At 36.0% G+C, this 26,832-nt stretch carries 19 protein-coding genes; 16 read left to right on the top strand and 3 right to left on the bottom strand.

Annotated features, from left to right (window positions below; genetic code table 11):
- The 11 genes from ORI89_RS17765 (at nt 1) to ORI89_RS17715 (ending at nt 13,868) form a co-directional block, all read left to right on the top strand.
- The gene (locus ORI89_RS17765) at nt 1-1,746 is read left to right on the top strand and encodes an efflux RND transporter periplasmic adaptor subunit (protein WP_268231864.1); all 1,746 of its coding nucleotides are present in this window, start codon (nt 1-3) and stop codon (nt 1,744-1,746) included.
- Between the two features lie 35 nt (nt 1,747-1,781).
- Complete coding sequence (locus ORI89_RS17760) at nt 1,782-2,381, top strand: DUF3347 domain-containing protein (protein WP_268231863.1); 600 nt, start codon at nt 1,782-1,784, stop codon at nt 2,379-2,381.
- 79 nt (nt 2,382-2,460) lie between these two features.
- Nucleotides 2,461-2,913 carry a heme-binding domain-containing protein gene (locus tag ORI89_RS17755; RefSeq protein WP_268231862.1) on the top strand — a complete coding sequence of 151 codons (453 nt, stop codon included), beginning with the start codon at nt 2,461-2,463 and terminating at the stop codon, nt 2,911-2,913.
- Between the two features lie 218 nt (nt 2,914-3,131).
- A complete protein-coding gene (locus ORI89_RS17750) occupies nt 3,132-5,489 on the top strand; it encodes an outer membrane beta-barrel family protein (protein WP_268231861.1) in 2,358 nt (785 codons plus the stop codon).
- A 120-nt stretch (nt 5,490-5,609) separates the two neighbouring features.
- Nucleotides 5,610-6,152 carry an RNA polymerase sigma-70 factor gene (locus ORI89_RS17745; RefSeq protein ID WP_268231860.1) on the top strand — a complete coding sequence of 181 codons (543 nt, stop codon included), beginning with the start codon at nt 5,610-5,612 and terminating at the stop codon, nt 6,150-6,152.
- Nucleotides 6,153-6,247: 95 nt separating this feature from the next.
- Nucleotides 6,248-6,883, top strand: a complete 636-nt coding sequence (locus tag ORI89_RS17740; RefSeq protein ID WP_268231859.1) for a hypothetical protein — start codon at nt 6,248-6,250, stop codon at nt 6,881-6,883.
- An 18-nt stretch (nt 6,884-6,901) separates the two neighbouring features.
- Nucleotides 6,902-8,119: a DUF4374 domain-containing protein gene (locus tag ORI89_RS17735; protein WP_268231858.1), complete on the top strand. Its 1,218-nt coding sequence runs from the start codon at nt 6,902-6,904 to the stop codon at nt 8,117-8,119.
- Between the two features lie 73 nt (nt 8,120-8,192).
- A complete protein-coding gene (locus ORI89_RS17730) occupies nt 8,193-10,589 on the top strand; it encodes a TonB-dependent receptor (protein WP_268231857.1) in 2,397 nt (798 codons plus the stop codon).
- A gap of 4 nt (nt 10,590-10,593) precedes the next feature.
- Nucleotides 10,594-11,823, top strand: coding sequence for a hypothetical protein (locus ORI89_RS17725; protein ID WP_268231856.1), 1,230 nt, complete (start codon nt 10,594-10,596; stop codon nt 11,821-11,823).
- Nucleotides 11,824-11,888: 65 nt separating this feature from the next.
- Entirely contained in the window at nt 11,889-13,007 is a 1,119-nt protein-coding gene (locus tag ORI89_RS17720; protein WP_268231855.1) for a PepSY-associated TM helix domain-containing protein, read from the top strand.
- A 216-nt stretch (nt 13,008-13,223) separates the two neighbouring features.
- Complete coding sequence (locus ORI89_RS17715; RefSeq protein ID WP_268231854.1) at nt 13,224-13,868, top strand: immunoglobulin-like domain-containing protein; 645 nt, start codon at nt 13,224-13,226, stop codon at nt 13,866-13,868.
- 42 nt (nt 13,869-13,910) lie between these two features.
- Here ORI89_RS17715 and ORI89_RS17710 read toward each other — a convergent pair whose 3' ends face one another.
- Complete coding sequence (locus ORI89_RS17710; RefSeq protein ID WP_268231853.1) at nt 13,911-14,582, bottom strand: tetratricopeptide repeat protein; 672 nt, start codon at nt 14,580-14,582, stop codon at nt 13,911-13,913.
- A gap of 399 nt (nt 14,583-14,981) precedes the next feature.
- On the opposite strand from ORI89_RS17710, the gene lon reads away from it, so the two are divergent.
- Together lon and ORI89_RS17700 are read left to right on the top strand one after the other, a co-directional pair.
- A complete protein-coding gene (gene lon, locus ORI89_RS17705; RefSeq protein WP_268231852.1) occupies nt 14,982-17,444 on the top strand; it encodes an endopeptidase La in 2,463 nt (820 codons plus the stop codon).
- A gap of 147 nt (nt 17,445-17,591) precedes the next feature.
- Nucleotides 17,592-18,041 (top strand): FUSC family protein, encoded by a 450-nt coding sequence (locus ORI89_RS17700; protein ID WP_268231851.1) that lies wholly within the window; start codon nt 17,592-17,594, stop codon nt 18,039-18,041.
- A gap of 72 nt (nt 18,042-18,113) precedes the next feature.
- On the opposite strand, the gene ORI89_RS17695 is transcribed toward ORI89_RS17700, so the two are convergent.
- Nucleotides 18,114-19,952: an alpha-L-fucosidase gene (locus ORI89_RS17695; protein WP_268231850.1), complete on the bottom strand. Its 1,839-nt coding sequence runs from the start codon at nt 19,950-19,952 to the stop codon at nt 18,114-18,116.
- Between the two features lie 227 nt (nt 19,953-20,179).
- Here ORI89_RS17695 and rnhA point away from each other — a divergent pair, with 227 nt between their 5' ends.
- Nucleotides 20,180-20,680, top strand: coding sequence for a ribonuclease HI (gene rnhA / locus ORI89_RS17690; protein WP_268231849.1), 501 nt, complete (start codon nt 20,180-20,182; stop codon nt 20,678-20,680).
- 25 nt (nt 20,681-20,705) lie between these two features.
- On the opposite strand, the gene ORI89_RS17685 is transcribed toward rnhA, so the two are convergent.
- Nucleotides 20,706-21,440 (bottom strand): SIMPL domain-containing protein, encoded by a 735-nt coding sequence (locus tag ORI89_RS17685; RefSeq protein ID WP_268231848.1) that lies wholly within the window; start codon nt 21,438-21,440, stop codon nt 20,706-20,708.
- A gap of 215 nt (nt 21,441-21,655) precedes the next feature.
- Between ORI89_RS17685 and ORI89_RS17680 the strand changes: the two genes are divergently transcribed.
- Nucleotides 21,656-24,439: a S9 family peptidase gene (locus ORI89_RS17680; RefSeq protein WP_268231847.1), complete on the top strand. Its 2,784-nt coding sequence runs from the start codon at nt 21,656-21,658 to the stop codon at nt 24,437-24,439.
- A gap of 165 nt (nt 24,440-24,604) precedes the next feature.
- Nucleotides 24,605-26,794: a glutamine synthetase III family protein gene (locus tag ORI89_RS17675; protein WP_268231846.1), complete on the top strand. Its 2,190-nt coding sequence runs from the start codon at nt 24,605-24,607 to the stop codon at nt 26,792-26,794.
- The last annotated feature ends 38 nt before the right edge of the window (nt 26,795-26,832 follow it).

Below are 26,832 nucleotides of genomic sequence, written 5' to 3'. Positions count from 1 at the left end.
ATGGAAAATATAATAGACAAAATAAAAAATATCGATAAAAGAAACTGGATCATTATACTCGTCGTCTTAATCGTGGGTATTTTTATAGGCCAAATGTTATCTGGTAAAAAAGAGGAATCCAGCGAAAACATTATAGCATCCGTTGATAGTGAAACAATATGGACCTGCTCTATGCATCCGCAAATTCGACAAGACCACCCAGGTACTTGTCCATTATGTGGTATGGACCTTACGCCACTAGAAGATGAAGAAGAGTCTGATCTACCGGTAGAAGCTCTTCGGATGTCACCCACGGCTATGCAACTGGCAAACATACATACCATGAGCGTACAAACAGGCGATATTGAAAAAGATATTCGTTTGGCAGGAAAGATAAATTTAGACCCTCGCTATACCTTTTCACAGAACGCGCACATACCTGGCCGTGTGGAAGAACTTTATGTAAACACTTTAGGTGAGTATGTAAAAGCCGGCCAACAGATCGCTGTCATTTACTCGCCCGAATTAATTAACGCACAAAAAGAACTTTTACAAGCTTACCAAAACAAAGATAATTATCCTGGAATGTATGAAGCTGTTCGTGAAAAGCTATTACTTTGGAAGATACAACCACAGCAAATAGACAATATGATTACTAAAGGCGTCGTCGTAGAAAACATGCCTATATTTGCTAATCATAATGGGTATATGGTAGAGAAACTAATCGACAAGGGAGATTATCTACAAGCTGGCTCGCCCATTTTCAAACTAGCACAGCTGAATAACCTATGGGGAGAATTTGACATTTACGAAAAAGATGCATCATTTGTAAAAAGAGGAATGAATATCCTTTATGACCTTCCCTCTATGCCAGGCAAAGAGTTTAAAGCTACTATAGACTTTATTGAGCCCATACTCAACCCCGAAACACGTACATTAAAAGCGCGAATACTTATTAAAAATCCCAACTTAGATTTTAAGCCCGAGATGTTGATAAACGGTTTAGTGCAATCAAAATTAGCGCTGGGAACAAACAAAATTGTGGTGCCAAAAACTGCGGTAATGTGGACAGGTAAGCATTCTGTGGTTTACATCAAACATGCCACCGAAAAAAATGTCGGTTTTGAAATGCGACCAGTTGTATTAGGAGCATCATTGGATGAAAGCTATGTCATAGAAGAGGGCTTGGAAGTAGGTGAAGAAATTGTTGTAGAAGGTACTTTTAGTGTAGATGCAGCTGCCCAGCTTGCTAACAAACCCAGCATGATGAACCATGTGCATCCTGCTACCCAACGTTTAAATATGCCAAAACTAAGTTTAACACTGGATCAGCAATCGATTTTCAGCCCAATTATGGAACGCTACTTTAAAATCAAAGACGCCCTGGTAAACGATGATTTCGCAAATGCCAAGAAAGAATACCTGAGCTTAACAGGATTATGGAACAAAGATAACTTAATGAAATTGCCACATGAAGCACATAATGCATTAAGTAAAGCATCAGAGAAAAATGCGCTTAAAACCAGTGAAATCACTAAATCAAACAACATAGATCAACTCAGGACAAACTTTCATGAGCTATCCAATGTTTTTATAGAATTAGTAGAAGCCATAGGTCCTCTCGGTCAAAATATGTACCTACAACATTGTCCAATGGCAAATAATGATCAAGGAGCAGATTGGCTTAGTAAGGAAGATCAAGTATTAAACCCTTACTATGGAGCATCTATGTTAAAATGTGGGGAAGTTAAGAAAACAATAAAATAAATAAACTTATAAAACTTTATCTAAATTAAATTATCATGAAAAAAACACTATTAATGGCTTTTATCGCCGCATTGATCTTTGCTTCATGCAATCCGTCAAGTAATTCGGAAACGAAAACAGAAGTAGCCCACCATGACGATCACGACCACAGTCATGCTGATCACGACCATGCTAAAGACAAGGGGGATTATGAGCTAACAGAAGTGACGAAATCTGACGCTGCTGCTCCCGTCTTAGATGCATACTTTGCAATCAAAAAAGCTTTACAAGAAGATAACCAAGCAGAAGCTGCAAAAGCTGGTGAAGCCCTAACGGCCAGTCTATCCAACCTATCAGGAAGTGGATCATCTGAAGTAAAAGAGATTATTGAGGTTATTAAAGAGCACGGTGAGCATATTGCTAAAAGTGACATAACTCATCAAAGAGAACATTTTGAACCACTCGGTCACGACATGAAAGATCTTATTAAAAATGTTGGTGCGGACCGTGAAATATACGAACAGTATTGCCCTATGTATAACGACAATAAAGGAGGTATGTGGTTGAGCAATCAAGAAGAGCTATTAAACCCATTATTTGGTAGTTCGATGTTAAAGTGTGGAACAACAAAACAAAAAATATCACCTCAAGGCTAATAGTCTAAAAGGTTGGTAGTAAGCATTTTTCTACCAACCTTTACATATTATTCCGATCAATTGATTTAGACAAAAGACAATGTCAAAGAAGAACACTTTAAAGAGAATTCTGGGACTCATTGCAATCTTTATCACAGCACTACAGTTCATCCCTACTAAAAAAAATGAACGAAAAATAGCGACAGCTAGCGATTTTATAAAGATATATAAAACACCAAAAACTATTGCATCTATTTTAATTGCAGCTTGTTACGACTGTCATAGCCATACTACCAAATACCCCTGGTACAGTTACATTCAACCTTTTACCTATTTTATGCAAAAGCATATTGTAGAAGGAAAAGCTGAACTTAATTTTTCTGAATTTGACAACTATTCACATCGAATGAAGAAGAATAAATTGAGAGCTATTGTCAACGAAATTGAAAAGGGAACAATGCCACTACCTTCGTACCAATGGCTCAATAAAAATGGTAACCTCTCGAAAGAAGACAAAACGCAACTTCTCCTATGGTTTGAAAACATCAAATAAAAATTAACCAAAACTCCTCTATAAATCATTTTTCTAGATACCAACCTTCGGTAAAATGCTGTTAGGGCAACTTACTTTGAAGATGCTTATTTAAATTAATTCTAAACAAATGCATTAGAACAGATTTCCCTGAAAGGAAGCCTGTTTATTAATAAGCTGGAGTTTGTGCTTTATAGCAAAGACAATCTCTATTTCAAATATAGTTATTAACGCAAAACATGAGATTTTATCTAATTTTACTTTTTATTAGTTTACTACCAACAAGCGTATTATTTGCTCAAATACGTATTGTTGGAAAAACAATGAACACTTCAGGAAACAACCTCCATCAAGTTACCGTGAATTTGTTAACTCTTCCTGATTCTACAAGGTACAGCCAGACACACAGTGATGAAAATGGACATTTTTCTTTTCACATAGATAAAGAAGGTTCCTACGTTATAAAATATAGTTACGTTGGCTTCAAACCGCTATTAAGCAGAACAATACATGCTAAAAAAAATGACTATATAGAACTCATTCCTGCACAATTGCTAGAAGAAATACATACGCTAGACAATTTTAATGTACGGGCTAAACGTCCTGCCCTAAAACAAGAGATCGACCGATTGGTCATTGATGTGGAAGGTAGTATTAGTGCGGAAGGTAATAATGTTTTAGAATTATTGGAAAAAACACCAGGTGTTATCTCGGATGGAAAAGGCAACTTTTCCATACAGGGCCGAACCGGCGCAAAAATAAAAATTGATGGACGTGACATATATATAAGTGGTAACCAGCTGAACAATATGTTAAAAGGCTTACAGGCACGTGATATAGCTCGCCTCGAGCTCATGAGTAGCCCGTCTGCAAAAGAAGATGCTGAAGGTAGTGCAGGTGCTATTAATATAATTACAAAAAAAAATAATCGATCAGGCTGGGGCGGCGATATATTTTTAAGAGGAGGCGCCTCGAGAGAACCACAAGGTAGTACCGGCGGGGGTATACACTATAAAACGCAAAAAATTAATGTATTTACCAATGCGAGCTGGGGCTTCGAAGAAGCTAGTGCTTCGAAAACTATAGAACGTCATTTTAATAATAAAAATGGCAGTATGATAAATAGGCAGTTGCAGACCGAATCTATGCACACAAAACCTGCAAAATACCACAGCATACACACCGGATTGCTTTTCCAACCCGATAGTAACCAAACAATAGAAGCCAGCCTCAATTGGATCAAAGGCAATTTTGTAACAACAAATGACATTCTGAACCAATTGCAGCAATCACCGTCTGCAATATTTCAAAATCAGGCAAATAGTAAAAGTCGTTTTGATGAAGGCTACAACAACCTGACTTTTAACATAAATTATCTGCACAAATATAATCGGGACAAACATTTTCTAAAAGCCAATATTGATTATGCACCCCACAGTAATAAGTATGATAACAGGGTGAATACAAACTTTTTAAATGAACAAAGCCCTACAAAATCAGGCCGACACAATATCCAGAATCTGACGAATACAACCTACGCAGCACGTGTAGATTACAGTCTACCAGTATCGAAAGAACAGCATATAGAATTAGGCTGGAAAGCTTCATACCTAGCTATTGATAATAATACGCGCAACGATACACTAACCGGGGCTACTTGGCAAATTGATAATAAAGCAAGTAATAATTTCAAATACAGCCAACATGTTCAAGCATCTTACTTTATTTATACGGGTAAAATCAATTCTTTTGAATATCAGGTCGGTTTACGTGGGGAATTTACAGCTTTCAAAGCCGATCAACGTACGCTAGATCAGGTTTTAAAGAAAAATAGGTTCGACTTATTTCCAAATGCATATACCATATATCATATTAATGAATTTCATTTTATACGTAGTTCTCTAAGTAGCCGGATTGAGCGCCCCGGCGATCATGAAGTAAATATATTCCGTATCTATGACGATTATTTCACGTATACCGAGGGGAATGCAAACTTAAAACCCGAAAAAAGCAATATAATAGAACTAGGGCATGGCTATAAAAATAAACTATTCACCACAGCGAGTATAAGCATAGGTTCTGATATTATCCGGTATGTGACAAGGCAAGGAGAATCAGCGAATCAACTATTTACGAGACCGGAAAATATTGGTTCGTTTCGAAATTATAGCTTGGGGTGGATGTACAATAATCAATTTACAAATTATTGGAGCGGTAGTCATTATGCAAATGTTTTCCATAATGATTACTCGGGAGAAATAGACGAACAATCGTTAAGTACGAAGGGCACAAACTGGAATATACACTCTAAACATAATATACAAATAAAATGGGGTATGCAATCCGAAGTCACGGCTTATTACAACTCAGGAATAACGACAGGAGCACGAAAAAATAAACAAACCTATGGTGTAGACATTGCTTTGGAAAAAAAGATGTTTAATGAAAAAGCTACTGTAAAGTTAGCAGCTCATGGCATAATTCGTAATGCAAAGACACAGTACACAAGTACTTTCGACAATATAATAATTTACAACACCTTGAGACCAGATAATAGGAAAGTGCTGCTTTCTCTAAATTATAGATTTGGTGATTAAGATGAAAAAATATTTTAACCCCTCGGTGTAAGGACAACACCGAGGATAATAACAATAATCAACTGTTTACTATATCAATAAGAAATAATTCAAAAACATTATTTATAAAGATTCTAAATAATGTATATTTGCAGAGATTTGGAAACTACACAGGACAAAAATAGTATGGCCATAACGACCGATAGCTTCGCTGATTTATTTCAGGACTATTGGCAACGCATGTACTTATTTGCATTGAAAACCACGGAAGATGAAGAGGATGCCAAAGAAATTGTTCAAGACGTATTCAAATCTTTATGGGAACGGAGAGAAGTACTCGCTATTAAAGATGTTGAACGCTATTTATTACGTTCTGTAAAATTACGGACATTTGAGCATATCCGTAACAAAGTGAGAAGACAAAAGCATCACGACTATATACGCACAGAGAGCATGTCAGTATATGAAGAAGACAGTTTGTCAATAAAAGAGTTGCAGCATAAACTACGACAGATTATAGATAGTTTACCACAACGTTGTAAACATGTTTTCCAAATGAGTCGAGATCAAGGTTTGACCAATAAAGAAATTGCACAACAGCTCCTGATTAGCGAACGTGCTGTTGAATACCATATCAGTAGAGCTTTGGTAACATTACGCGAACACTTCGGAAAAAACAAATGAATCTAGCTCAAAGAAAACCAAAGTTATTTGAAATAGTTGTATTTTTGTAGTTCATATCATTTAACGCACCATCCCGATCTGTAGAAAACAGCAATATGAAGGTAGATAAAGCTCTTCTGGAAAAATATGAATTAGGACGTTGCACTCCAGAGGAGATTGTTGCTATAGAAGAATGGTTAGTAAACGATGAGTGGGACGATATCCCGGACACTACTGTAGAAGCTAAAATCGGGGGAGAGATCTGGCAAGCTATTCATAATAAGCCTGAAAGTAAGCGTCCTTTAAAACGTCCTGCTTTCATATTACAAACTAAGGTACGAACGTTTGCTGGTGCGGCAGCCATTTTAATTCTTTTCTTTTACTTCTTTACATTATTAACCAAAGATTCTTTTAATGAAGATCATAATGTAAAAGCTACAAATACAGAAAAATCTCCTATTCTAGTAGAAAAAGACTTTTTTGATGTTTTATTAAGTAGTAACAGTGAGGCAATTATTAACCTTAAAAAAGGCTGTATTTCTCTTTCGGGAAATGTTTTATTTAAACCTAAACGTGACTTTTCATTACAGGATCGAGATAGCAGTCATGTTTTCAACTTTAAAAGTGGTTTAGTCTATATTTTATCTAAAGATATACGGACAAATAAATTACTGGTTTTCTCCGAAAGCGAGCTCAATTATTTACCTCCAATTATGCGGCGTCATTATCTTCAACAATTTCCGACAACATAAACAAGTAAAAGCTGTATTATGAAGATAATTAATTGTGCAATAAAAGGGATATGTTTTGGTCTTATAACGGTCTTATTCGTTTCGTGTTATAAACCCACAGAAAAAACAATATCTATTCAAGATAAAGAATATGCGCTATATTTACTTTACAAAGATCGTAGTGCCGGTTTTGCTTTATTTGATAAATTTAATGAAGAATCCGTATTTACATATGTAAAAAACCCCAGCCAAGGTTTTAACCGAGAATATATAAAAAAGGAAAGATCATTTTATCAACATAATTATCGAAATGGTTTTTTTGTCCATTATGAGTTCAATGAGGATGGGCAACTAGCTGGTAAAGACTCTATTTCGCTTAAAAACTTAAGTATAGATAATTTTCTATGGAAAAATAAGTCTGATACCCTTATACTGTTTACTGTCGACTTACACAACAACGGTGTAGGTCATATGCACATCCTAAAAACAAAACCATTACAACTAATTCGGAAAGAAATATTACCCCTTCCTAAACCTCAAAATGATTATAATATATTAAGTATAGGTGTATCCGATTTAGAAGGAGATAACCTCTGGATAGGTTATTCTTACAGTAAGTTTACAAGTAGCACAGACTATACCACAGCTAATAAAATGTATTATGCTAATTTTAATTTTACAGCAATAAAAGAACCGGTCGTACAGGAAGATTTACGATCTACCTACCCTGGAGGAGTAAATACAGTACAAACTTATCAGGCTAAAAACGAGAAAGGTGACTTATACTTCATGAGTTGTCCGGGGATCGCTTTAGGAAATACGACACAATTACCAACTGCTATTTTCAGAAAGTTAGCGAAATCTAATAAGGTGGACACAAACTATATGATTAACATATCAGATAAAATAGGAAATCATGCCTATGGATTCTGGTATATTGGGGAGCAAAAAGCAATTATACGCGCTGAACAAAAAGAAAAATACAAAGACTTCGCAGAGCATCATCTTGTTTTTCAATTTGAATACTATGTCGTAGATCTCCTAACAGGAGATTTGGAAAAGATAAATATCCCAGCTGATAAAGGAACACGCAAAGAAACAGTACTGATAGAAGATAATATTGTATACCTAGCAATCGATAGTCAAGATGAAAACCATAGCTTATGGAGCTTCGATCCGAATACAGGTGAAACGAAGCACATACACAGCCTAGACCCAGATATTGATTTCATTCTTCGCCTTGATAAAATAAATTAAATTTTCTTTTACAATACACCTTCGGTTAAAGAGCACATAGGCTACTGTCTTATGTATATTTAATCTAAATAAGATGTGTAATTTAAAATGGGCACTATGCCTATTCGTTTTTTTATTTATTTTCCGTTCCCATGCGCAGCAAACAACGCTTAACGGGCAAGTGGTATCATTAGAAAATAGAGCTATTGCGGGAGCTACTGTTAAACTTGTTCAAACACAACAAATAGCTCTTACCGATAGCACTGGAAGATATCATTTTGAAAAAATAACTCCCGGATCATATACTATCGAAGTCAATTCGCTAGGTTACTATAGCAAACAACAAACACTTCGTATCAATCAGAATGCTTCTCTAAACTTTGTATTAACTACAAATAATAAAGCATTGGAAAATGTGAACGTACAAGGTAAAAGTATCGCCAACAAGGTACGTGATCTCGGCTTTAATGTAAATGTCATCGAAACAAAATCTTATGCGAATAGCAATGTAGACATTAACCAGATACTGAACCGCAGCACAGGTGTTAAAATAAGAGAAGAAGGTGGGTTAGGTTCTAATTATACTTTTTCTATTAATGGCCTTTCTGGAAATCATGTTAAATTTTTTATTGATGGAATTCCGATCGAGGCCTATGGTAGCGGTATGTCTTTTAATAATATACCTGTTAATATAGTCAAGCGTATCGAAGTGTATAAAGGAGCGATTCCTCCCCACCTGGCTACAGATGCTCTAGGTGGTGCTGTAGATATTATTACGAACAAAGACTTGGGAAAAGCTATTGACCTGAGTTATAGCGTAGGTTCGTTCAACACACACCGAGGCGCAGCCAGTATAAATTATACACTACCAAAGTCTGGCATCCACATGAATTTCAACTCCTACTATAACTATTCAGATAATAATTATAGGATGCGTAATAACCCAGCTGCGAAAGTATTCTTGGAGGTTCCTACCGAAGATTTAACAGGTTTTGACACGCTGTCGTCCGCTCGACGTTTCCATGATGGGTACAAATCATATATGACACAATTGGAAGCCGGGGTATCAAACAAAAAATGGGCTGACATTTTTGTCGTAGGTTTAACATATAATGATAATTACAAAGAGATGCAGACGGGGGCCACCCAAGAAAAAGTAATAGGTCATGTTAATGAGACGAGCAATAGTCTTATACCGAGTATTCGGTATCGAAAGAACAGGTTGCTCATTGATGGATTATCTACATCCCTGTTTGCAAATTTTGCAAATGACAAATCAGTGGTAACTGACACAAGCTCTTGGAACACTTACCGCTGGAATGGGAAACCTGAAAACTATGCCCCAAATAAAGGAGAATTAGGAACAGAAAAATCAATCCGACACTACTCTGGATATAACAATCTGGCCCAAGCCACTTTAAATTACCAAGCTGCGGATCAACACCACATTAACTTTAATTATATGTACAACAGTAATTATAGAAAAAGTTATGATGAAATAGACCCTTATAATCACAGCAAAGAACAGAGCAATCGCGTGAATAAGCATATTATCGGGCTCAATTACGGTACAGAATTATTCAACAAAAGATGGAAAAGCAATGCTTTTGGGAAATATTACAGTTTTTCAGGTAACGTTGCTGCAGAAGGAGAAACAAAGAATAACCAATCAAAGAGTTATTTAGGCTATGGGTTGGCATCTAGTTTTTTCATAACGCCTGACTTAGGTATAAAAGCATCTTATGAACATGCCTACAGGTTGCCTACTTTGGTCGAACTGTTTGGCAACGGCACGCAAGTCCAGGGAAACCCAAAGCTTGAGCCAGAGAATAGTGATAATTATAACCTAGGGCTATTTTTAAATAAACAGATTGATCCAAAACATCACCTTTCTATTAATGTGAGTAGTTTTTACAGAAATGCCAAAAATTATATTCACAGTACCCCCGCCTTAGATAATAGTAGTGGTTCAGGAACTTTTCGTTCATTTTACAATTTTGGAGGTATTAAAGTCGAAGGTGCTGAATTTGAAACAACATATAGCTACAGTAGTCTACTGCGGTTCACCGCTAACCTAAGTTATGAAAGTGCTGTCGATAGAGAGCGTTATGTACAAGGAACCAACAGACCAAAAATAACTTACAAAAATAGAATACCAGACAAGCCGTGGCTCTATGGCAATACAAACCTTATAGTGGGGCAAGATGACCTTATAGGTAAAAACACCCGTTTAGAGTTCAACTGGTACATGCAGTTTATTAATGAATATTCCTACAACTGGTCAAAGTTAGGAGATAAATCAACAAACTTCTACATACCTCCTCAATGGATTCAGAATATAGGAGTTACATACTCTATCTTAAACGGACGTTATAACTTTTCATTGGAAGGCAAGAATATCACAGATCGTATTGCATACGATAATGCCAAACTGCAAAAGCCTGGACGATCAGTTTCTTTAAAGTTTCGATATAATTTAAATTTCATATAAAATCATGCAAACAAATTACTTAAAAAAAAGCGTACGTGCATTAGCATTGAGCTTCAGTGCTTTTGCTATATTATCAGCCTGTAGCAGTGATAAAGATGGTGGAGATACCCCTACCCCAGTTGCAGATCCTGAATTTGCTGTAGCTATAGGTACGGATAATGGTAGATATTTATTACCGATACAAGATTTAATGTCAGGCAAAATATCTCCAGTAGGACAAGGAACAAACGTATCAACTATATTTACATGGGAAGAGAATATTATTCAAAAAGGAAGAGATTTCTACCATGTTAATCCTGACGCTTCAAAATTTGGGAAATATCGCTTTGAAGATGGAGTTTTGAAAACTGTTAAGGAAATTCCTTTTTCACATCTTCCATCGCTGTATATCGGCTGGCACATATGGATCGATGATGCGAACCTTATGGTCGGCCCTAGAGGAAGCAATCACTATGCTATTATCAATGTAAAAGATATGGCAGTTACGAAAAGTGGAGAGTTTGACCGTAAAGATATTCCTGAAAAGTTTAACCGCCGTGTTTATTCGGTAATACCGAGAGGAAATAAGTTAATCATTGGTTTTGACCTGTACAACGAAGAAACACAAAAAACTAATAGAAAATCATATACTGCAGAACTAGATTACCCGAGCTTAACAAACCTTAAAGTAACAGGTGAAGATAGCAAATCGGCTCCATTGGGTGCTTTACGAAATGGCTATCTAGGTCATCTTGATTCGGAAGGAGATACCTATATCTTAACACACCCGATTCCGTTGGGCGCAGGCTATGAAGAGTTGCCAACTGCATTTTATCGCGTAAATAAAAATGATAATAAATTAGATCCAAATTACTTCTTTAACATCTCTAATTTATTAAATGGAGACCAGCAACTAGGAGTAGTAGATTTAGGTAACAGTAAAGTCCTGCTTATTAATGCGCACGACACAAAGACGCATGTTAAAGAATGGAACGATTGGTGGTATGCGGCTATGTGGCAATATGTGGTCGTAGATATTAAAGCCAAAAAAATTGTACGGAAATTAGACTTCCCATTATTAGGCAATTCACGTTCTGCAGTAGTTCATCAGGGGAAAGCCTATATTGCAGTAAACGATCCGACTGCCGACGCAGTATACGTCTGGGAATATGACTCAAATACCGATAAACTTACTAAAGGGGCTAAGATTGAAGGTGCGGATGGAGACACACCTATGCTTTATAAATTAAACTAACGCTATAAAAAAGATGAGCACCTTATAATTACCGATAATTATAAGGTGCTTTTTAGTAATACAAAATGAAAAAAATCATATTGCAAATCAATGCATGGCTTCATCTTTGGTTAGGACTTATTTCGGGAATAATTGTCATCATACTATCAATAACAGGTTGTGTTCTTGTCTTTGAACTTGATATTAAGCAAGCCCTATATCCCTATATGACCGTAGATAAACGTTCGACAGATGAACAAGCGCCACCCAGCATATTATACAAAAAGATAAAAGAAAAGTATCCAGAAAAAGAAGTGGCTAGCGTATGGTATTATGGGCTCGACAAATCAGTTAAAGCTTCAATTGAACACAGTGACACATTGATTTACCTAAACCCTTATACAGGTGAAATATTGGCAGAAGTTGATCATGAGGATATTTTTCACATCATGGATGAAGGGCATCGCAATTTATGGTTAGGCTATACCATTGGCCGCCCTATTGTAGGCTGGGCTACTTTTCTGTTCTTTCTCATTAGTTTATCAGGCGTTGTTCTATGGTGGCCCAAACGATGGAATAAGAGGCACTTAAAGCAGGCTTTTACAATAAATTGGAAAAATAAATGGAAACGTATAAATTACGATCTCCACAATGTACTTGGTTTTTATTCTCTAACCTTGGCACTGTTGATGTCCATTACCGGCCTAATAATGTCTTTTCCTTGGATGCGACAGACCATTATGTGGCTGAGCGGAGGCTTACCCACGCATCCAAAGACTGAGGAGGTAAATAGAGTAGAGCAAGAATCACAATTACTACCTTTAGATGCCCTTGTTGTAGCCGATAGTATATGGCATAAAGTACGTAAAGAAATAGCTACATTAAATAAAGAAGCCGTCATTATTCATTTTCCTGAAGAAGATGAAAAAACAGTATATGCTTGTACAGATATGCATAGCGGCAGATGGCGTGACCTTAGTTTTGACAGAAACACACTTGAGCTACTTCCCCGTACACAAAAAATAATTAAAGATGCCAACGCAGCAGAGTGGATATCACGTTCAAATTATGCTTTACATACCGGTTTTATAGGAGGGTTCGGAACAAAAGTTTTATATTTTACAGCGAGTTTAATATGTGCTTCATTGCCAATAACCGGTTTTTATGTATGGTGGGGTAAAAAACGGAAAAGTAAGAAAAAATGAAATGAGTATCTTTACTAGTATGGATTTGGTTATGTTTTATCATCATAAAATAAAGCAGTCCTCCAAACATATGAAGTTTTCGTGTTTTCATTAATACAATAACACATGAATATTCCATAAGATAGGTATAAGGACAATAAGGCTTACTAACTCCTGAATATTTTATATTTGTTTCAAGAGTTTAATTAAGAATGAATAAGAGATTAATAATTACATATGAAAAGACATATCATTCTATACACAGCCGCTTCGTTGATATTTGCGCTGGGTTGCGTACCAAATAAAAGTACCGACCGAGACAGCAATAAACAACCAAATAAAGGTTTACAACCTCCTACTATTGAAGATACACTAGACAGTACAGAGCTTTCGACGGATAAAGCTAAAATACCACGCCCTAAAAATATTAATAAAATAAGCGGTTCACAAATAAGAAACTATAGTAACGACATATTTAATATGCCGACATTAACACTAAAACCAATAACCAAAAACAATGGAAATGAACAAGTAAAAGCTATTGTCGTAAATACAGATATTATAAAAGAGACTATTCCCGACACTATACGACTGCGTTTATTTAACTATAGTGAAGAAAAAATACAGACAGGTCTTCATCATGAATTAATGTACTGGACAAGAGATAACTGGAAGAAAATAGTATATCCACAACCTATTGTCACACCAGATATAGGATATAGTTTGGCTTCAGGACAAAGCAGTGATTTTATTATTCCGTTATTTCCAGATCAATATAGTTTTCAAAAAGGAAAATATAGGGTGGTTAAATATTATTTCAAAGAAAAACAACAAGCACCTAAAAAAACATTGCATGCATATGCTGAGTTTGAAATTAAATAGACAAAAAAAAGCGGTGTAATATACACCGCCTTTTAAAGGTTACTATTTCAAATTGTCTCTATAGACTTGTGCTTTTTTTACTTCTGTCTGAATATCTTTACGGGATGCATCATAGCTTAATACCTTCTCGTAATCGATAACGGCTTTGTTATAAGCATCTGTTGCTTGATCTTTATTATAATTATCCATCTCTTTTGTTCCTTTCAAAATACCCAAATCACGGTAAGCGATTGCTCTGTTCTGATATAGTTTAGGGTCGTTTGCGTCAATTGCAATAGCTTTACTATAATCTTCGATAGCCGTTTTTAGATATTTTTCTTTTATTGTAGCGCTTAATTTACTATTAGGCTCAACCGCTAATTTTGTAGCTGCCATACCTTTATAATATAACGCTGAGGTATGTCTAGGCTCAATAGTCAATACGGTTTCAAAAGTACTGATAGCAGACTTAAAGTTACCGTTATGAAACTGCGAGTAGCCCAATAAATACTGTACATCAGGGTCTTTGCTTTCTTCTGGTAAAGCTTTAAGCAAATGTTTTTCAGCTTCTTTAAAATTACCGGCAGATAAAGCTTTATCCGCTAGACGAACATTTGCATTTTTATGTTCTGCTTTTTCCTGCCCTTGAGCAGCCAATGTCATTAAAGCTAAAGCCAATGACGTAACTCCTATCCTGATACTTCTCATTTCTTTACTCAAAAATATACGCTTCATATGTATTTATTTATTTCATGAGCTCGCAAAAGCTCTGTTTTTCCCTTACTGTGTAAATATTATTATTAATTAGCAGTTCTCATTGTTAATACTGCTGATTAACTTTACAATCCAATATATCACTACATGCCAAAATATGCAAAATTTACATATAAGTAAAATTCTACTATTTATTTCATCTGTACAATACGAAGTTATTAACATTTCCACATTTTACACAAAAAATGCATTCAAATGTTCATCTTTGCATTATCAAAATAATAACACACTCTCTTAATTTGTTTGCAGAAATAGCATTTTTTTTAATTTGGCATTGCTCTTGCAATTATAGAGTAACTATTTGAATATTATAAGTAATAGCAAAAAATCTGACATCTTGTCGGGTTAACACATATATATATGAACAAAAACGACACGTTTGATATCAACCATGTACTATCTGTCATAAATGAGGATACGGAATTTTTTCCACTATTAAGTTCTCAAGATGAAGAAGAAATGAGCAAAGCTGATATCCCTGAAGTTTTACCGATACTTCCCTTACGCAATACAGTTTTATTTCCTGGAGTTGTAATCCCTATAACAGTTGGTCGAGATAAATCGATAAAATTAATTAAGGAGGCTTACAAAGGAGACCGCACTATAGGTGTGGTTGCACAAAAAGACATGAATACGGAAGACCCTACTCTAGAACAACTTAACAAGGTAGGGACAGTTGCAAATATTATTAAAATATTGCAAATGCCTGATGGCAATACAACGGTAATTATACAAGGGAAACAACGTTTTAAAATAGAGGAAATTGTTTCTACAGAGCCTTATTTAAAAGGTAGAGTAGAACGTGTCCCAGAAGATAAGCCAAAAGTATCCAGCAAAGAGTTTAAGGCTTTAATTTCATCTATTAAAGAATTAGCGTTACAAATTATTCAGCTGTCTCCGAATTTACCAAGTGAAGCAGGTTTGGCAATCAAAAACATTGAGAGCCCAACATTTTTGGTAAACTTTATATCTTCCAATTTATCGTTAGAAACAGAACAAAAACAAACCCTACTCGAAACAAAAGACTTTGTTAAAAGAGCAAAAAATTTACTTGAACATCTGACTACTGAAATACAGATGCTAGAGCTGAAGAACCAAATTCAGAACAAAGTCCGTATAGATCTTGACAAACAACAGCGTGATTATTTCTTAAGCCAACAGTTAAAAACTATACAGGAAGAGTTGGGGGGAAACACACCTGATTTAGAAATAGAAGAACTACACAAACGCTCTAGAAGTAAAAAGTGGCCGGAAGACGTTCAAAAACATTTTGACAAAGAGTTAGAAAAACTTGGACGCATCAACCCTGCTGCTGCAGATTATTCTGTGCAAATAAACTATCTAGAACTCTTACTAGACTTGCCATGGGCTGAGTTTACCAAAGATAATTTTGATCTAAACCGAGCTGTTAAAGTATTGGATAAAGATCATTATGGTCTAGAAAAAGTGAAGCAACGCATCATTGAATATTTAGCTGTTTTAAAACTTAAAAATGATATGCGTGCGCCTATTTTATGCTTAGTAGGCCCCCCGGGAGTTGGTAAAACTTCACTTGGAAAATCCATAGCAAAAGCACTTGGCCGTAAATATACCCGTATGGCATTAGGAGGGGTACGAGATGAAGCGGAGATAAGAGGGCACCGAAAAACATATATAGGTGCTATGCCCGGACGAATCATACAATCCCTGAAAAAGGCGGGCGCATCTAATCCTGTCTTTGTTTTAGATGAAATCGATAAACTAGGAGCAGATTTTAAAGGAGACCCTTCTTCTGCCCTATTGGAAGTTTTAGATCCGGAACAAAATACTAGTTTTTATGACCATTATGTAGAAATGGAATATGACCTTTCAAAAATAATGTTCATTGCAACAGCAAACTCTTTAAACAGTATACAGCCCGCGCTGCTTGATCGAATGGAGATTATTGAAGTAAATGGCTATACTATCGAAGAAAAAATTGAAATAGCAAAAAAACACCTTCTTCCAAAACAACTTGAACTCCACGGTTTAACACGCAAACAAGCATCGTTAAACAACAAAGTGATCGAAAAAATAATCGAAGAATATACCCGTGAATCAGGTGTAAGAGGACTAGAAAAGAAAATAGGCTCTATCGTACGCGGTGTGGCAACGCGTATCGTTATGGAAAGGGAATATAATCCTAAAATAGATCCGGCTATGGTACTCGAAATTTTAGGAGCACCAATCTTTGACAAAGATCTTTACGAAGACAATGAAGTTGCGGGAGTGGTAACAGGATTAGCTTGGACCTCAGTTGGAGGTGATATCCTATTTATTGAATCAAGCCTAAGTCCAGGTAAAGGAAAATTAAGCTTAACAGGTAATTTAGGTGATGTGATGAAAGAGTCGGCAGCTCTAGCAATGGCTTACCTACGTTCGCATGCCGATCAATTCGGTATCGACTATAGAGTATTTGACAAATGGGATGTAAACATTCACGTACCTGCAGGGGCAACACCTAAAGACGGTCCATCTGCAGGCATAACCATGTTAACAGCTTTAACTTCACTTTTCACACAAAGAAAAGTAAAAGAAAAGTTAGCTATGACAGGCGAAATAACACTACGGGGACGTGTACTTCCTGTTGGTGGAATAAAGGAAAAAATACTCGCAGCAAAACGGGCAAACATCAAAGAAATCATTTTATGCAAGGCTAATGAAAAGGACATTTTGGAGATTAAAGAAGATTATATAAAAGATCTCACATTTCACTATGTTACTTACATGTCAGAAGTTATCGAACTCAGTTTATTAGATCAAAAAGTAAAAAAACCGATTGATTTAACAAGCAATTTAGATTAAGAATAAAGGCGGAGATAAATTTCCGCCTTTATTCTTTTAAATATTTAATTTTAATAACAACTATAAAAAAACACCCTTACCCCTATGCTTGACTCGTTCATCAAACGTAGTGTCGCCTCCCATGTACTTATTTATATCATTCGTTGTATGATCGGCTTTGTAATAGGCTATCTTTTGTATACACGGGTAACCGAATTTGAGTTATTTTGGTCGTTCCTTTCCATTATGCTCGTAATTTCTCCGGAAGAAAAAGACTCAAAAAGATTATCTATCGAACGATTCAAGTCTAACTTCGTTGGCTCTACTGTAGCTCTCCTTTGTATATTAACCTATGGCGATTCATTTTTTGTCATTATGGTAGGTATCGTTATCACAATTCTTGTCTGCCGCCTATTTAATATCATGAATATGGCAAGAGTCGCTATAGTTGCTCTTTTAGTAATTATGATCCCAAATCATGGAGCCGACTTATCATACACACCAATCCTCCGATCAGTTTCTGTTGGGATAGGGTGTCTAATAGGTTTGCTGATTGTTATTTCAACATCTTACCTTGTCCGCCCGCTCCGCAAGAAATACGACTTACCTATCGACTAGGTGTATAACAAAATATAGTGATAAAAAACACCTGTTTTTATAAAAGACGCTTTTTATCACTAAGCTCTAACATTACAAATTACTCTCTATTGCCTTAACTTCTTCTCGATACAAATCAATAGGCTTATCTAATAGTACAGCTATAACAGTGACATTTTCGTCAAGTCGAGATTCAGGAATATCTATATAAACAATTCCAGGAGTCGAACTCCAGTACAATTTATTATATATACTGTGTTCTATCATGGACCCTTCACCAACTATACGAATACGAGCAATGGTATTTTTAAGCCCTTTAACTGCTATGGGTCCGGTAGGTTTACCTTTTACGAATAAATAAAGAGTTTGCTTATCTTCTGACAGTGCTGAATAACCTGCATAATGACCATCTTCCATTCCTGGATTTGCATAACTTAATACCTCAGCATGTTTGCGCACCCAATCTTTCACATTGGATGATTCAAAGACAATACTTTCGTCCAAATACTCAGCATCGACACTTAATTTTTCTGCGAACAGATTTGAACCGTAATCAGTCCATTTAACCAAATAATCTATCTGTTCCTCATCTGTTCCTTTTTGAGCGAGCCTCAGCAAGGTTGGTTGCTCACTTTTCTTATCCAAAGTAAAGTTTGGTTTCTCTTTAAAGTCTACAGCTACAACGGTAACAGCCAGATCAAAATCAGCTTGATCTAAAAATGCTCTTAAATTACCCTCACTGTGCGTAAAATCTATTTTTTTATTATTAGCTACCAGACGGACTGATTCGGGCTTTGTATGTAGACCTGCAATATCTAAACTACTTTTCACCTCATCCAAGTAGATAAAAAGCGTTTTACCATCCTTAGAGAAAGCATTTTTATCGCGAAGGTATTTATCTTCAACTCCTGCTTTTGTACCATAGATAGCTTCGTGATATTTACCTGTCCAACGCTTTAGCTCTTTTAAGATTGCTACTTGTTCTGACGGAATACTACCATCGGCTTTCGGTCCTATATCTAATAAAAGATTCCCTCCCATAGCAATACAATCCACCAATGTACGTACAATCATATTTGGCGTTTTATAATGTTTGTCAAAAGGTTGATAGCCCCAAGAATCATTCATTGTATAGCACAATTCCCAATAACGGCTTGCGGGCTTTACAACAGGAATACCCTGCTCAGGTGTCTCATAATCACCTTGTCCATGGAGTCTCGAATTGACAATAATATTTGGATTATAATTCCGCAGAAGTTTCATCGTTCCGGTAGCCTCCCATTCTGTGGCACTATGCTCCCAATCTCCATCAAACCATAATAAATCAGGAGAATATTGCTGCGATAGTTCTTCTAGTTGCTGCTGATAATAATGCACATACTTATTCCACAATTTTGGCTCAGCCGCCAATTCATAACGTTTTCGAACTCTTGTTTTTATATCATAATAGGGATGACTCCAATCAGGTAGCGAATAATACAATCCAGTTTTTAAACCTGTTTTTTTCAATTCCTCTATAAAAGGTGTCAATACATCGCGCTTCGCTGCTGTGTGTCTTACTGTGGTCAATGCTTCTGCAGCCTGACTATCCCAAAGAGAAACACCATCATGATGCTTAGAAGTAATAACAGCATACTTAGCCCCTGCCTCCTTTATAAGCTTAACCCAGTCTTGCGGTTGATAATTTTCCGCTGTAAAACCATTTAATTGTTTAAGATAGTTTTCATGACTAGTATAGTTATTAAAGAACGACCAAGATTCGGATAAACCATCCACAGCATATATTCCCCAATGGATAAAAATACCTAATTTAGCATCATCAAACCATTCCATTTTTTCGGAAATCGGTAATTCGGTAGTCGTTTGAGCAGATACTCCATTTGTAAAAGATGCCAAAAGTAAAGACAACAACAAACTGTTTTTTATTTTCATATTAGCTTTTTCCCAATAGTTAGTGTATTAACCAACCACATAATGGTTGACTTTTAATAATAAAAGCTGAATATAAATAAATTTAGATATTTAATCGTTTTTTATGTACTTGAAAATAAAAAAATGCAGACTTGATCATCTCATTAAACGGGGTAAAAACTTATAGATAGAGCAATTGATTCTTTTAAATACTTTATTAAATTGATTATTTCAGTACTTTTGAGGGAATGATCGAACTGTATACAGATGGGGCGTCAAGTGGAAACCCTGGGCCTGGAGGATATGGCACTATTTTAAGGACAATATACCAGGGTGATAATGCCTTATACCGAGGAAAACTCATTGAAAAAGAATTTATGGGTGGTTTCCGTCGCACAACAAATAACAGAATGGAGCTCATGGCTGTTATTGTTGGACTGGAAGCCCTAAAGAGTATAAACCAACAAGTCACTATTTACTCAGATTCTAAATATGTAATTGATGCTATAGATAAGAAATGGGTATACGGATGGATGAAAAAAGGTTTTCAAGGCAAAAAAAACAAAGACCTATGGCTTCGTTTAATGAACCTGTATAAACACCATCAAGTGAAACTAGTTTGGGTAAAAGGACACGCAGGCCACCCTTTAAACGAACGCTGTGACCAACTTGCTGTAAAAGCTTCGAAAGATAAAGAGAATTGGGAGATAGATTCAGTTTTCGAAATAGAGGAGAAAAAAGAACAATAAGAATGTATAATAAACTACGGAACCCTTAATTGGTTCCGTAACTTGTTTTTACCGTAATATTAGCCGTTTTATTGCGCGAAGTGGTATTAAATACCCCTCCATATGAATACTCTTCATTATCATTTTGTCCGGTAATTTGAAAAATACCCAAATCAGCACGCACTAAACTTCCCAACGAAGAACCCGCTTGTTTAGCAATATTTTCAGCACGCTGTTTCGCATTATCCGAAGCCTGTGATATAAGTTCCAACTTCAAATCCTCTAAGCGCGAATAATAATAATTAGGCGTATTTGAACTGAGTTCCAAGCCCTGAGAGATTAGCGTTGAAATCTCGCGAGAAGCATTATCAACTTTATCCAATTCCTTAGACTCTACACTTACATTCTGTGATAAACTATATCCTGTAAACGTATTATAACTATTGCCATTTCCATCAGAATGATAAGAAAACTCTCTATTAATGTTAACTGCATTAAAGAGAATTTCTTTCGCATCAATTCCCTGCCCTACTAAGAACTGTTTAACCAACTCTCTGTCTTGTCTAAGCTGTTCAGATGCCTGACTTAAATCCATAGACTTACGACTATAATCTGCCGACCACTTTACGATATCTGACTCAAAGTCTTTTTTAGCATTTCCAGTTACATTTATTGTGTTATTAACACGATACTTATACTTATATGCATTACTAAGTATTAAAGAAAAAATAATCAATGCAATCCCTCCAATGCATGCAATAATAATATTACTTGATTTCATAGTTATCTTTTTTTATTTCCCATATTTAATATAATACGGTACGCCGCCTTTACAAATTGACAAAATCTTTAACAATAAACAAGATGCAGCATTTTAGCGTTATACGTCACAAAAACACTTCTAGCTATTGATTATATAAAATTATATATTTTACAGCTTATTATTATCTATTTTTTTTCATATTTTGAGCAATTACATAGAAATTAATAATATCAATGCATACCAAAATAACAGCTCTTGGTTTAAGCTTACTGCTAACCAATGCTTTAATAGCGCAAAAAAAGCCCATTGATCATACAGTTTATGATTCGTGGGAAAGTGTTCAAAATGCCACCATAAGTAGAAGTGGACAATTCATTTATTACCAAATAGAACCCCAAGAGGGTGATGGTAAATTGGAATTAAAAAACAGCAAAAACCAATTACTATTAACTGCAGATCGAGCAAAAAATGTAGTACTCACACAGGATGAAGATTACCTGTTAGCAACAATAAGCCCTACGTTTGCAGAAACAAGAGAGGCGAAAATAAAAAAGAAAAAGCCGGATAATATGCCTAAAGATTCTTTACTTATTTTCAATGTCAAGAAAAATGAACAAGAAAAAATAGCGTCAGTAAAATCTTATAAAACAGCGCAAAACAATAATAATTTCCTCGCCTACCTTCAAGAGCAAAAGCTTTCACAAGACAGTACAAATACAAAAAAAGAGACGACAGTTCCAGTACTTGTCTTAAAAAACCTATCAACGGGAGACACAAGCAGATTTACTCACACCGACCAATATGTATTTAGTCAAGATGAAAAATACTTAGCCTTTACCAAAAAGGGACAAGAAAAAGACTCACTTTTTAATGATGCTGGACTATATATGTACGATATCGCAGCTAAAAATTTAAAAAAAATAAGTACAGGTACGGGCAATTATAAAGAACTACGCTTTGATGATCAAAGCCAACAGTTTATCTTTCTCGCAGATAAAAGTCCTGAAAAATCATTAAATAAAAATTTCAAGCTCTATTATTACACGAATGCATTAGATAGTGCACATGTAATTACAGATCAAAATAGCCAAGGCGTGCCACAGAACTGGCAAGTTAGTGGAGACGGCTCCCTAGTATTTAGTGCAACCGGAAATAAAATATTTTTAGGACTTGCCCCTATTCCTAAAGTTAAAGACACAACACTGGTTGATTTTGAACATGCTAACGTTGACATATGGCATTGGCAAGATGACTATCTACAATCACAACAATTGGTAAATCTTAAAAGAGACCAGAGCAAAAATTTTGTTGCAGTTATCTATCCAAAAGAAAATAACAGATTGATCTCGCTTGTTGATGACAGTTTTAACCATACCACTTTTACAGACGAAAGGGATAACGAATGGATGCTTGCAACAACAGATATCAATAGAAGGATAAGTGCGCAATGGGAGGGCAATACGCAATCCGACGTATATCTTGTTTCAACTTCCACTGGTAACAAAAAACTTGTTGTAAAAGATCTTTTAGGCGCAAGTTATTTAGACCCCCGTGGTAATTTTGTTCTTTATTTTGATTCAAAAACATCTAATTTATTCAGTTACGATATCCAAAAGAACACAACCACGCAATTAAACGATGGGGTTCCTGTGAGCTTCTCGAATGAAGAAAACGATATGCCGATGAACCCGTCGCCATACGGTATCGCAGGGTGGTCTGCAGATGGTAAAGGTGTATTTATTTATGATCGATACGACATTTGGTATTTCGACTTTTCAGGCAAACAAAAACGTATCGCAACAAATGGAGATGGACGGGCACGTAAAATAGTGTACCGTTATTTACATCTCGAACCAAGAGACAATCCACGATACAGATCAATAATCATCCCGGACAAAAAACAGATATACTTAACAGCATTTGATGAAACCACAAAACAAAATGGTTTTTACCGCATAAACTCTAATAGACAGCAACGTCCATCAGAAATTTTAATGTCACAACATACATATAAAACAGTTCGGACATCAAAAGATCACAAATTATTCCTCTATACAAAAGAGAATTATCAGTCTGCACCAAATTTATTTATGAGTAGCAATTTTAAATCGGATGAACCGCTAACAGCTATTAATCAAAAACAAGCTGAATATAATTGGGGAACAGCCGAGCTCGTAAGATGGACCACTCCAGGTGGGCATCAAGCAGAAGGCATTTTATACAAACCGGAAAATTTTGACCCCAATAAACAGTACCCTATTATTGCTTATTTTTACGAAAGATTATCCGACGGATTATATACTTACCATCCGCCAGCCCCTACTCCCTCACGATTGAACATTCCTTATTACGTTAGTAACGAATATTTAGTTTTTGCTCCAGACATTCGCTACGAAATCGGCCACCCTGGTAAAGCAGCTGAAGAATATGTCAACTCAGGCATGAATGAACTCTCAAAACTCCCTTGGGTAGATGGAAGTAAAATGGCGATACAGGGGCAAAGCTGGGGCGGTTATCAAGTAGCCCACCTTATTACCCGAACAGATATGTATGCTGCCGCTTGGGCAGGCGCTCCAGTTGTGAACATGACCTCTGCTTACGGGGGCATACGTTGGGCGACAGGTATGAATAGACAATTTCAATATGAACGTACACAATCTAGAATAGGACAAAACTTATGGGAGGCTCACGATCTTTATATAGAAAATTCTCCTTTATTCTACTTAGATCGTGTCAGCACACCGGTTGCCATTATGCACAATGATAATGATGGTGCCGTACCTTGGTATCAAGGCATAGAAATGTTTACAGCATTAAGACGTTTGCAAAAACCTGTTTGGCTTTTAAATTACAATAATGACGAACACAATTTAATAAAAAGACAAAACAGAAAAGACATACAAATAAGGCAATCTCAGTTTTTTGACCACTTTTTAAAGGAAAAACCCGCACCAAAATGGATAAAAACCGGAATACCTGCTATAGAAAAAGGAATAGACTGGGGTTTTGAACAATAAACATTGATTTCAACTACAAAAAAGGCTTTCATTTTTTCATGAAGGCCTTTTTTGTAACCAAAAGACTAAGTGAAGTTATTTTTTAGAAAAAAAACAACACATTTTTAAAAATATAATGTAATTTTACACCATAAAACCAAAAAAGAAGCAAAATAAATCAACAAAATGGGAAACCTTAGATTTAAAGCTACAGAGTCCGCCACTTCACGGTCCCTGCAAGACATCAAAAAGATCGAATCTTCAAAGCCAACCACTATTTACGGTAAAAATGTATTTACAATTGCGAAAATGAAAGACTATCTTTCAAAAAACACGCAAAAAGAGTTAGTACAGCTTATAGAAGGAGGCCATCAAATTTCAAGAGAAGTAGCTGATCATGTGGCACAAGCTATGAAAACTTGGGCTATCTCCAATGGAGCATCACATTACACCCATTGGTTTCAACCTCTTACCGGAACAACGGCAGAGAAACATGATGCTTTTTTTGAACCCGATGAAAATGGAGAAGCTATTGAAAAGTTTTCAAGCGACTCTTTAGTACAACAAGAACCAGATGCTTCATCATTTCCGAGCGGTGGTATCCGTAATACTTTTGAGGCTCGTGGCTACACAGCTTGGGATCCTTCCTCGCCAGCCTTTATATTTGAAACATTTGCGGGTAAAACATTATGTATACCTACTGTTTTTGTTTCATACACAGGGGAGTCTCTTGACTATAAAGCACCTCTTCTAAAAGCCAATGCAGCAATAGATAAAGCTGCTACAGAAGTTGTCCAATACTTTGATCGGTCAGTCACTAAGGTCAACACCTCTCTAGGTATTGAACAGGAATATTTTTTAGTAGATATCTCATTATATAATGCTCGACCTGATTTACAATTAACCGGGCGAACACTATTTGGTCATATGTCTGCTAAAGGACAGCAATTAGAAGATCATTACTTTGGTTCCATACCAGAGCGTGTTCTCGCTTATATGGTAGATCTAGAAAACGAAGCTTTAAAATTAGGCATCCCCTTAAAAACCAGACATAATGAAGTTGCTCCTTCACAATTTGAATGTGCACCAATGTTTGAAGAGATAAATTTAGCTATCGATCACAACCAGCTTCTTATGAATCTGATGGAACAAGTCGCATCACGCCATAATTTTAAAGTCCTTTTACATGAGAAACCATATAGTGGTGTTAACGGTTCTGGCAAACATAATAACTGGTCGTTAGTTACAAACACAGGGGTTAATCTATTATCCCCGGGAAAAACACCAAAGAACAATTTAATGTTCTTAACATTTTTCATTAATACTATTAAAGCCGTTTATGAACATGCAGATCTCTTACGTGCCTCCATTGCTAGCCACAGCAACGATCATCGCTTAGGTGCTAACGAAGCCCCTCCGGCTATTATTTCCATTTTTCTAGGGACTCAACTGGATGAAATATTAGACGAAGTAGAGTCGGCCAGAGTTGCAAAAAAGGTTAAAAATGAAGCTAGTTTATGGCATGGCATTCCTAAAATACCAGAATTAAAACTTGATAATACCGACCGCAACCGTACATCACCTTTTGCATTTACAGGTAATAAGTTTGAATTTAGAGCAGTAGGATCTTCTGCAAATTCGGCACAGCCAATGACAATTTTAAATGCAATCGTAGCCGCACAGCTTAGAGAGTTTAAAATTGAAGTGGACAAACAGATAAAAAAAGATGTAAAAAAAGATCTAGCTATATTAAATATTCTCCGTAAATATATTAAAGACTCAAAAGCGATTCGTTTTGAAGGTAACGGTTACAGTGAAGAATGGGCTATCGAAGCAGCGGAACGCGGTCTATCTAATATACAATCTACACCCAAAGCTTTAGACGTATATATAAAAGAAGAGACTATCACCCTACTTGAAAACATGGGTATCTATAACCGCCGAGAGTCTGAAGCACGTCATGAAATTCTACTGGAAAATTTCTTTAAAAAGATACAAATTGAAGCACGCGTTATAGGAGAAGTAGTGACAAACCAAATTGCTCCGGCATGCTTCGTTTATCAAAATGACTTAATTACAAATGTACAGGGCTTAAAGGGCTTAGGCTTATCAAAAGAAGCGTATAGTTCACAATTAAACTTAATTGAACGTATATCCAATCACACCAATATTATATTGCAAAAAGCAGAAGAAATGCGTCAAGCAAGAAAAACAGCTAATAATATAGAGGACATGCGTTCGCGTGCTATTGCTTACGACGAAATAGTTAAACCGTACTTTGACCTCATCCGATACCACGTCAATAAGCTGGAAAAAGTAATTGATGATGCCAAATGGCCATTACCGAAACTACGTGAGCTATTATTTTTAAAATAACAGACATACAACATAGCACTCATCAGCGTTATCGTTTT

Source organism: Sphingobacterium sp. UT-1RO-CII-1 (assembly GCF_026711005.1).
Taxonomy (GTDB): Bacteria; Bacteroidota; Bacteroidia; order Sphingobacteriales; family Sphingobacteriaceae; genus Sphingobacterium.
This window is presented reverse-complemented; position numbering and strand designations above follow the sequence as displayed.

Coding starts and splice junctions, on each gene's coding strand:
- ORI89_RS17765 (WP_268231864.1), top strand. CDS start 1: ATGGAAAATATAATAGACAAAATAAAAAATATCGATAAAAGAAACTGG.
- ORI89_RS17760 (WP_268231863.1), top strand. CDS start 1,782: ATGAAAAAAACACTATTAATGGCTTTTATCGCCGCATTGATCTTTGCT.
- ORI89_RS17755 (WP_268231862.1), top strand. CDS start 2,461: ATGTCAAAGAAGAACACTTTAAAGAGAATTCTGGGACTCATTGCAATC.
- ORI89_RS17750 (WP_268231861.1), top strand. CDS start 3,132: ATGAGATTTTATCTAATTTTACTTTTTATTAGTTTACTACCAACAAGC.
- ORI89_RS17745 (WP_268231860.1), top strand. CDS start 5,610: ATGTATATTTGCAGAGATTTGGAAACTACACAGGACAAAAATAGTATG.
- ORI89_RS17740 (WP_268231859.1), top strand. CDS start 6,248: ATGAAGGTAGATAAAGCTCTTCTGGAAAAATATGAATTAGGACGTTGC.
- ORI89_RS17735 (WP_268231858.1), top strand. CDS start 6,902: ATGAAGATAATTAATTGTGCAATAAAAGGGATATGTTTTGGTCTTATA.
- ORI89_RS17730 (WP_268231857.1), top strand. CDS start 8,193: ATGTGTAATTTAAAATGGGCACTATGCCTATTCGTTTTTTTATTTATT.
- ORI89_RS17725 (WP_268231856.1), top strand. CDS start 10,594: ATGCAAACAAATTACTTAAAAAAAAGCGTACGTGCATTAGCATTGAGC.
- ORI89_RS17720 (WP_268231855.1), top strand. CDS start 11,889: ATGAAAAAAATCATATTGCAAATCAATGCATGGCTTCATCTTTGGTTA.
- ORI89_RS17715 (WP_268231854.1), top strand. CDS start 13,224: ATGAAAAGACATATCATTCTATACACAGCCGCTTCGTTGATATTTGCG.
- ORI89_RS17710 (WP_268231853.1), bottom strand. CDS start 14,582: ATGAAGCGTATATTTTTGAGTAAAGAAATGAGAAGTATCAGGATAGGA.
- lon (WP_268231852.1), top strand. CDS start 14,982: ATGAACAAAAACGACACGTTTGATATCAACCATGTACTATCTGTCATA.
- ORI89_RS17700 (WP_268231851.1), top strand. CDS start 17,592: ATGATCGGCTTTGTAATAGGCTATCTTTTGTATACACGGGTAACCGAA.
- ORI89_RS17695 (WP_268231850.1), bottom strand. CDS start 19,952: ATGAAAATAAAAAACAGTTTGTTGTTGTCTTTACTTTTGGCATCTTTT.
- rnhA (WP_268231849.1), top strand. CDS start 20,180: ATGATCGAACTGTATACAGATGGGGCGTCAAGTGGAAACCCTGGGCCT.
- ORI89_RS17685 (WP_268231848.1), bottom strand. CDS start 21,440: ATGAAATCAAGTAATATTATTATTGCATGCATTGGAGGGATTGCATTG.
- ORI89_RS17680 (WP_268231847.1), top strand. CDS start 21,656: ATGCATACCAAAATAACAGCTCTTGGTTTAAGCTTACTGCTAACCAAT.
- ORI89_RS17675 (WP_268231846.1), top strand. CDS start 24,605: ATGGGAAACCTTAGATTTAAAGCTACAGAGTCCGCCACTTCACGGTCC.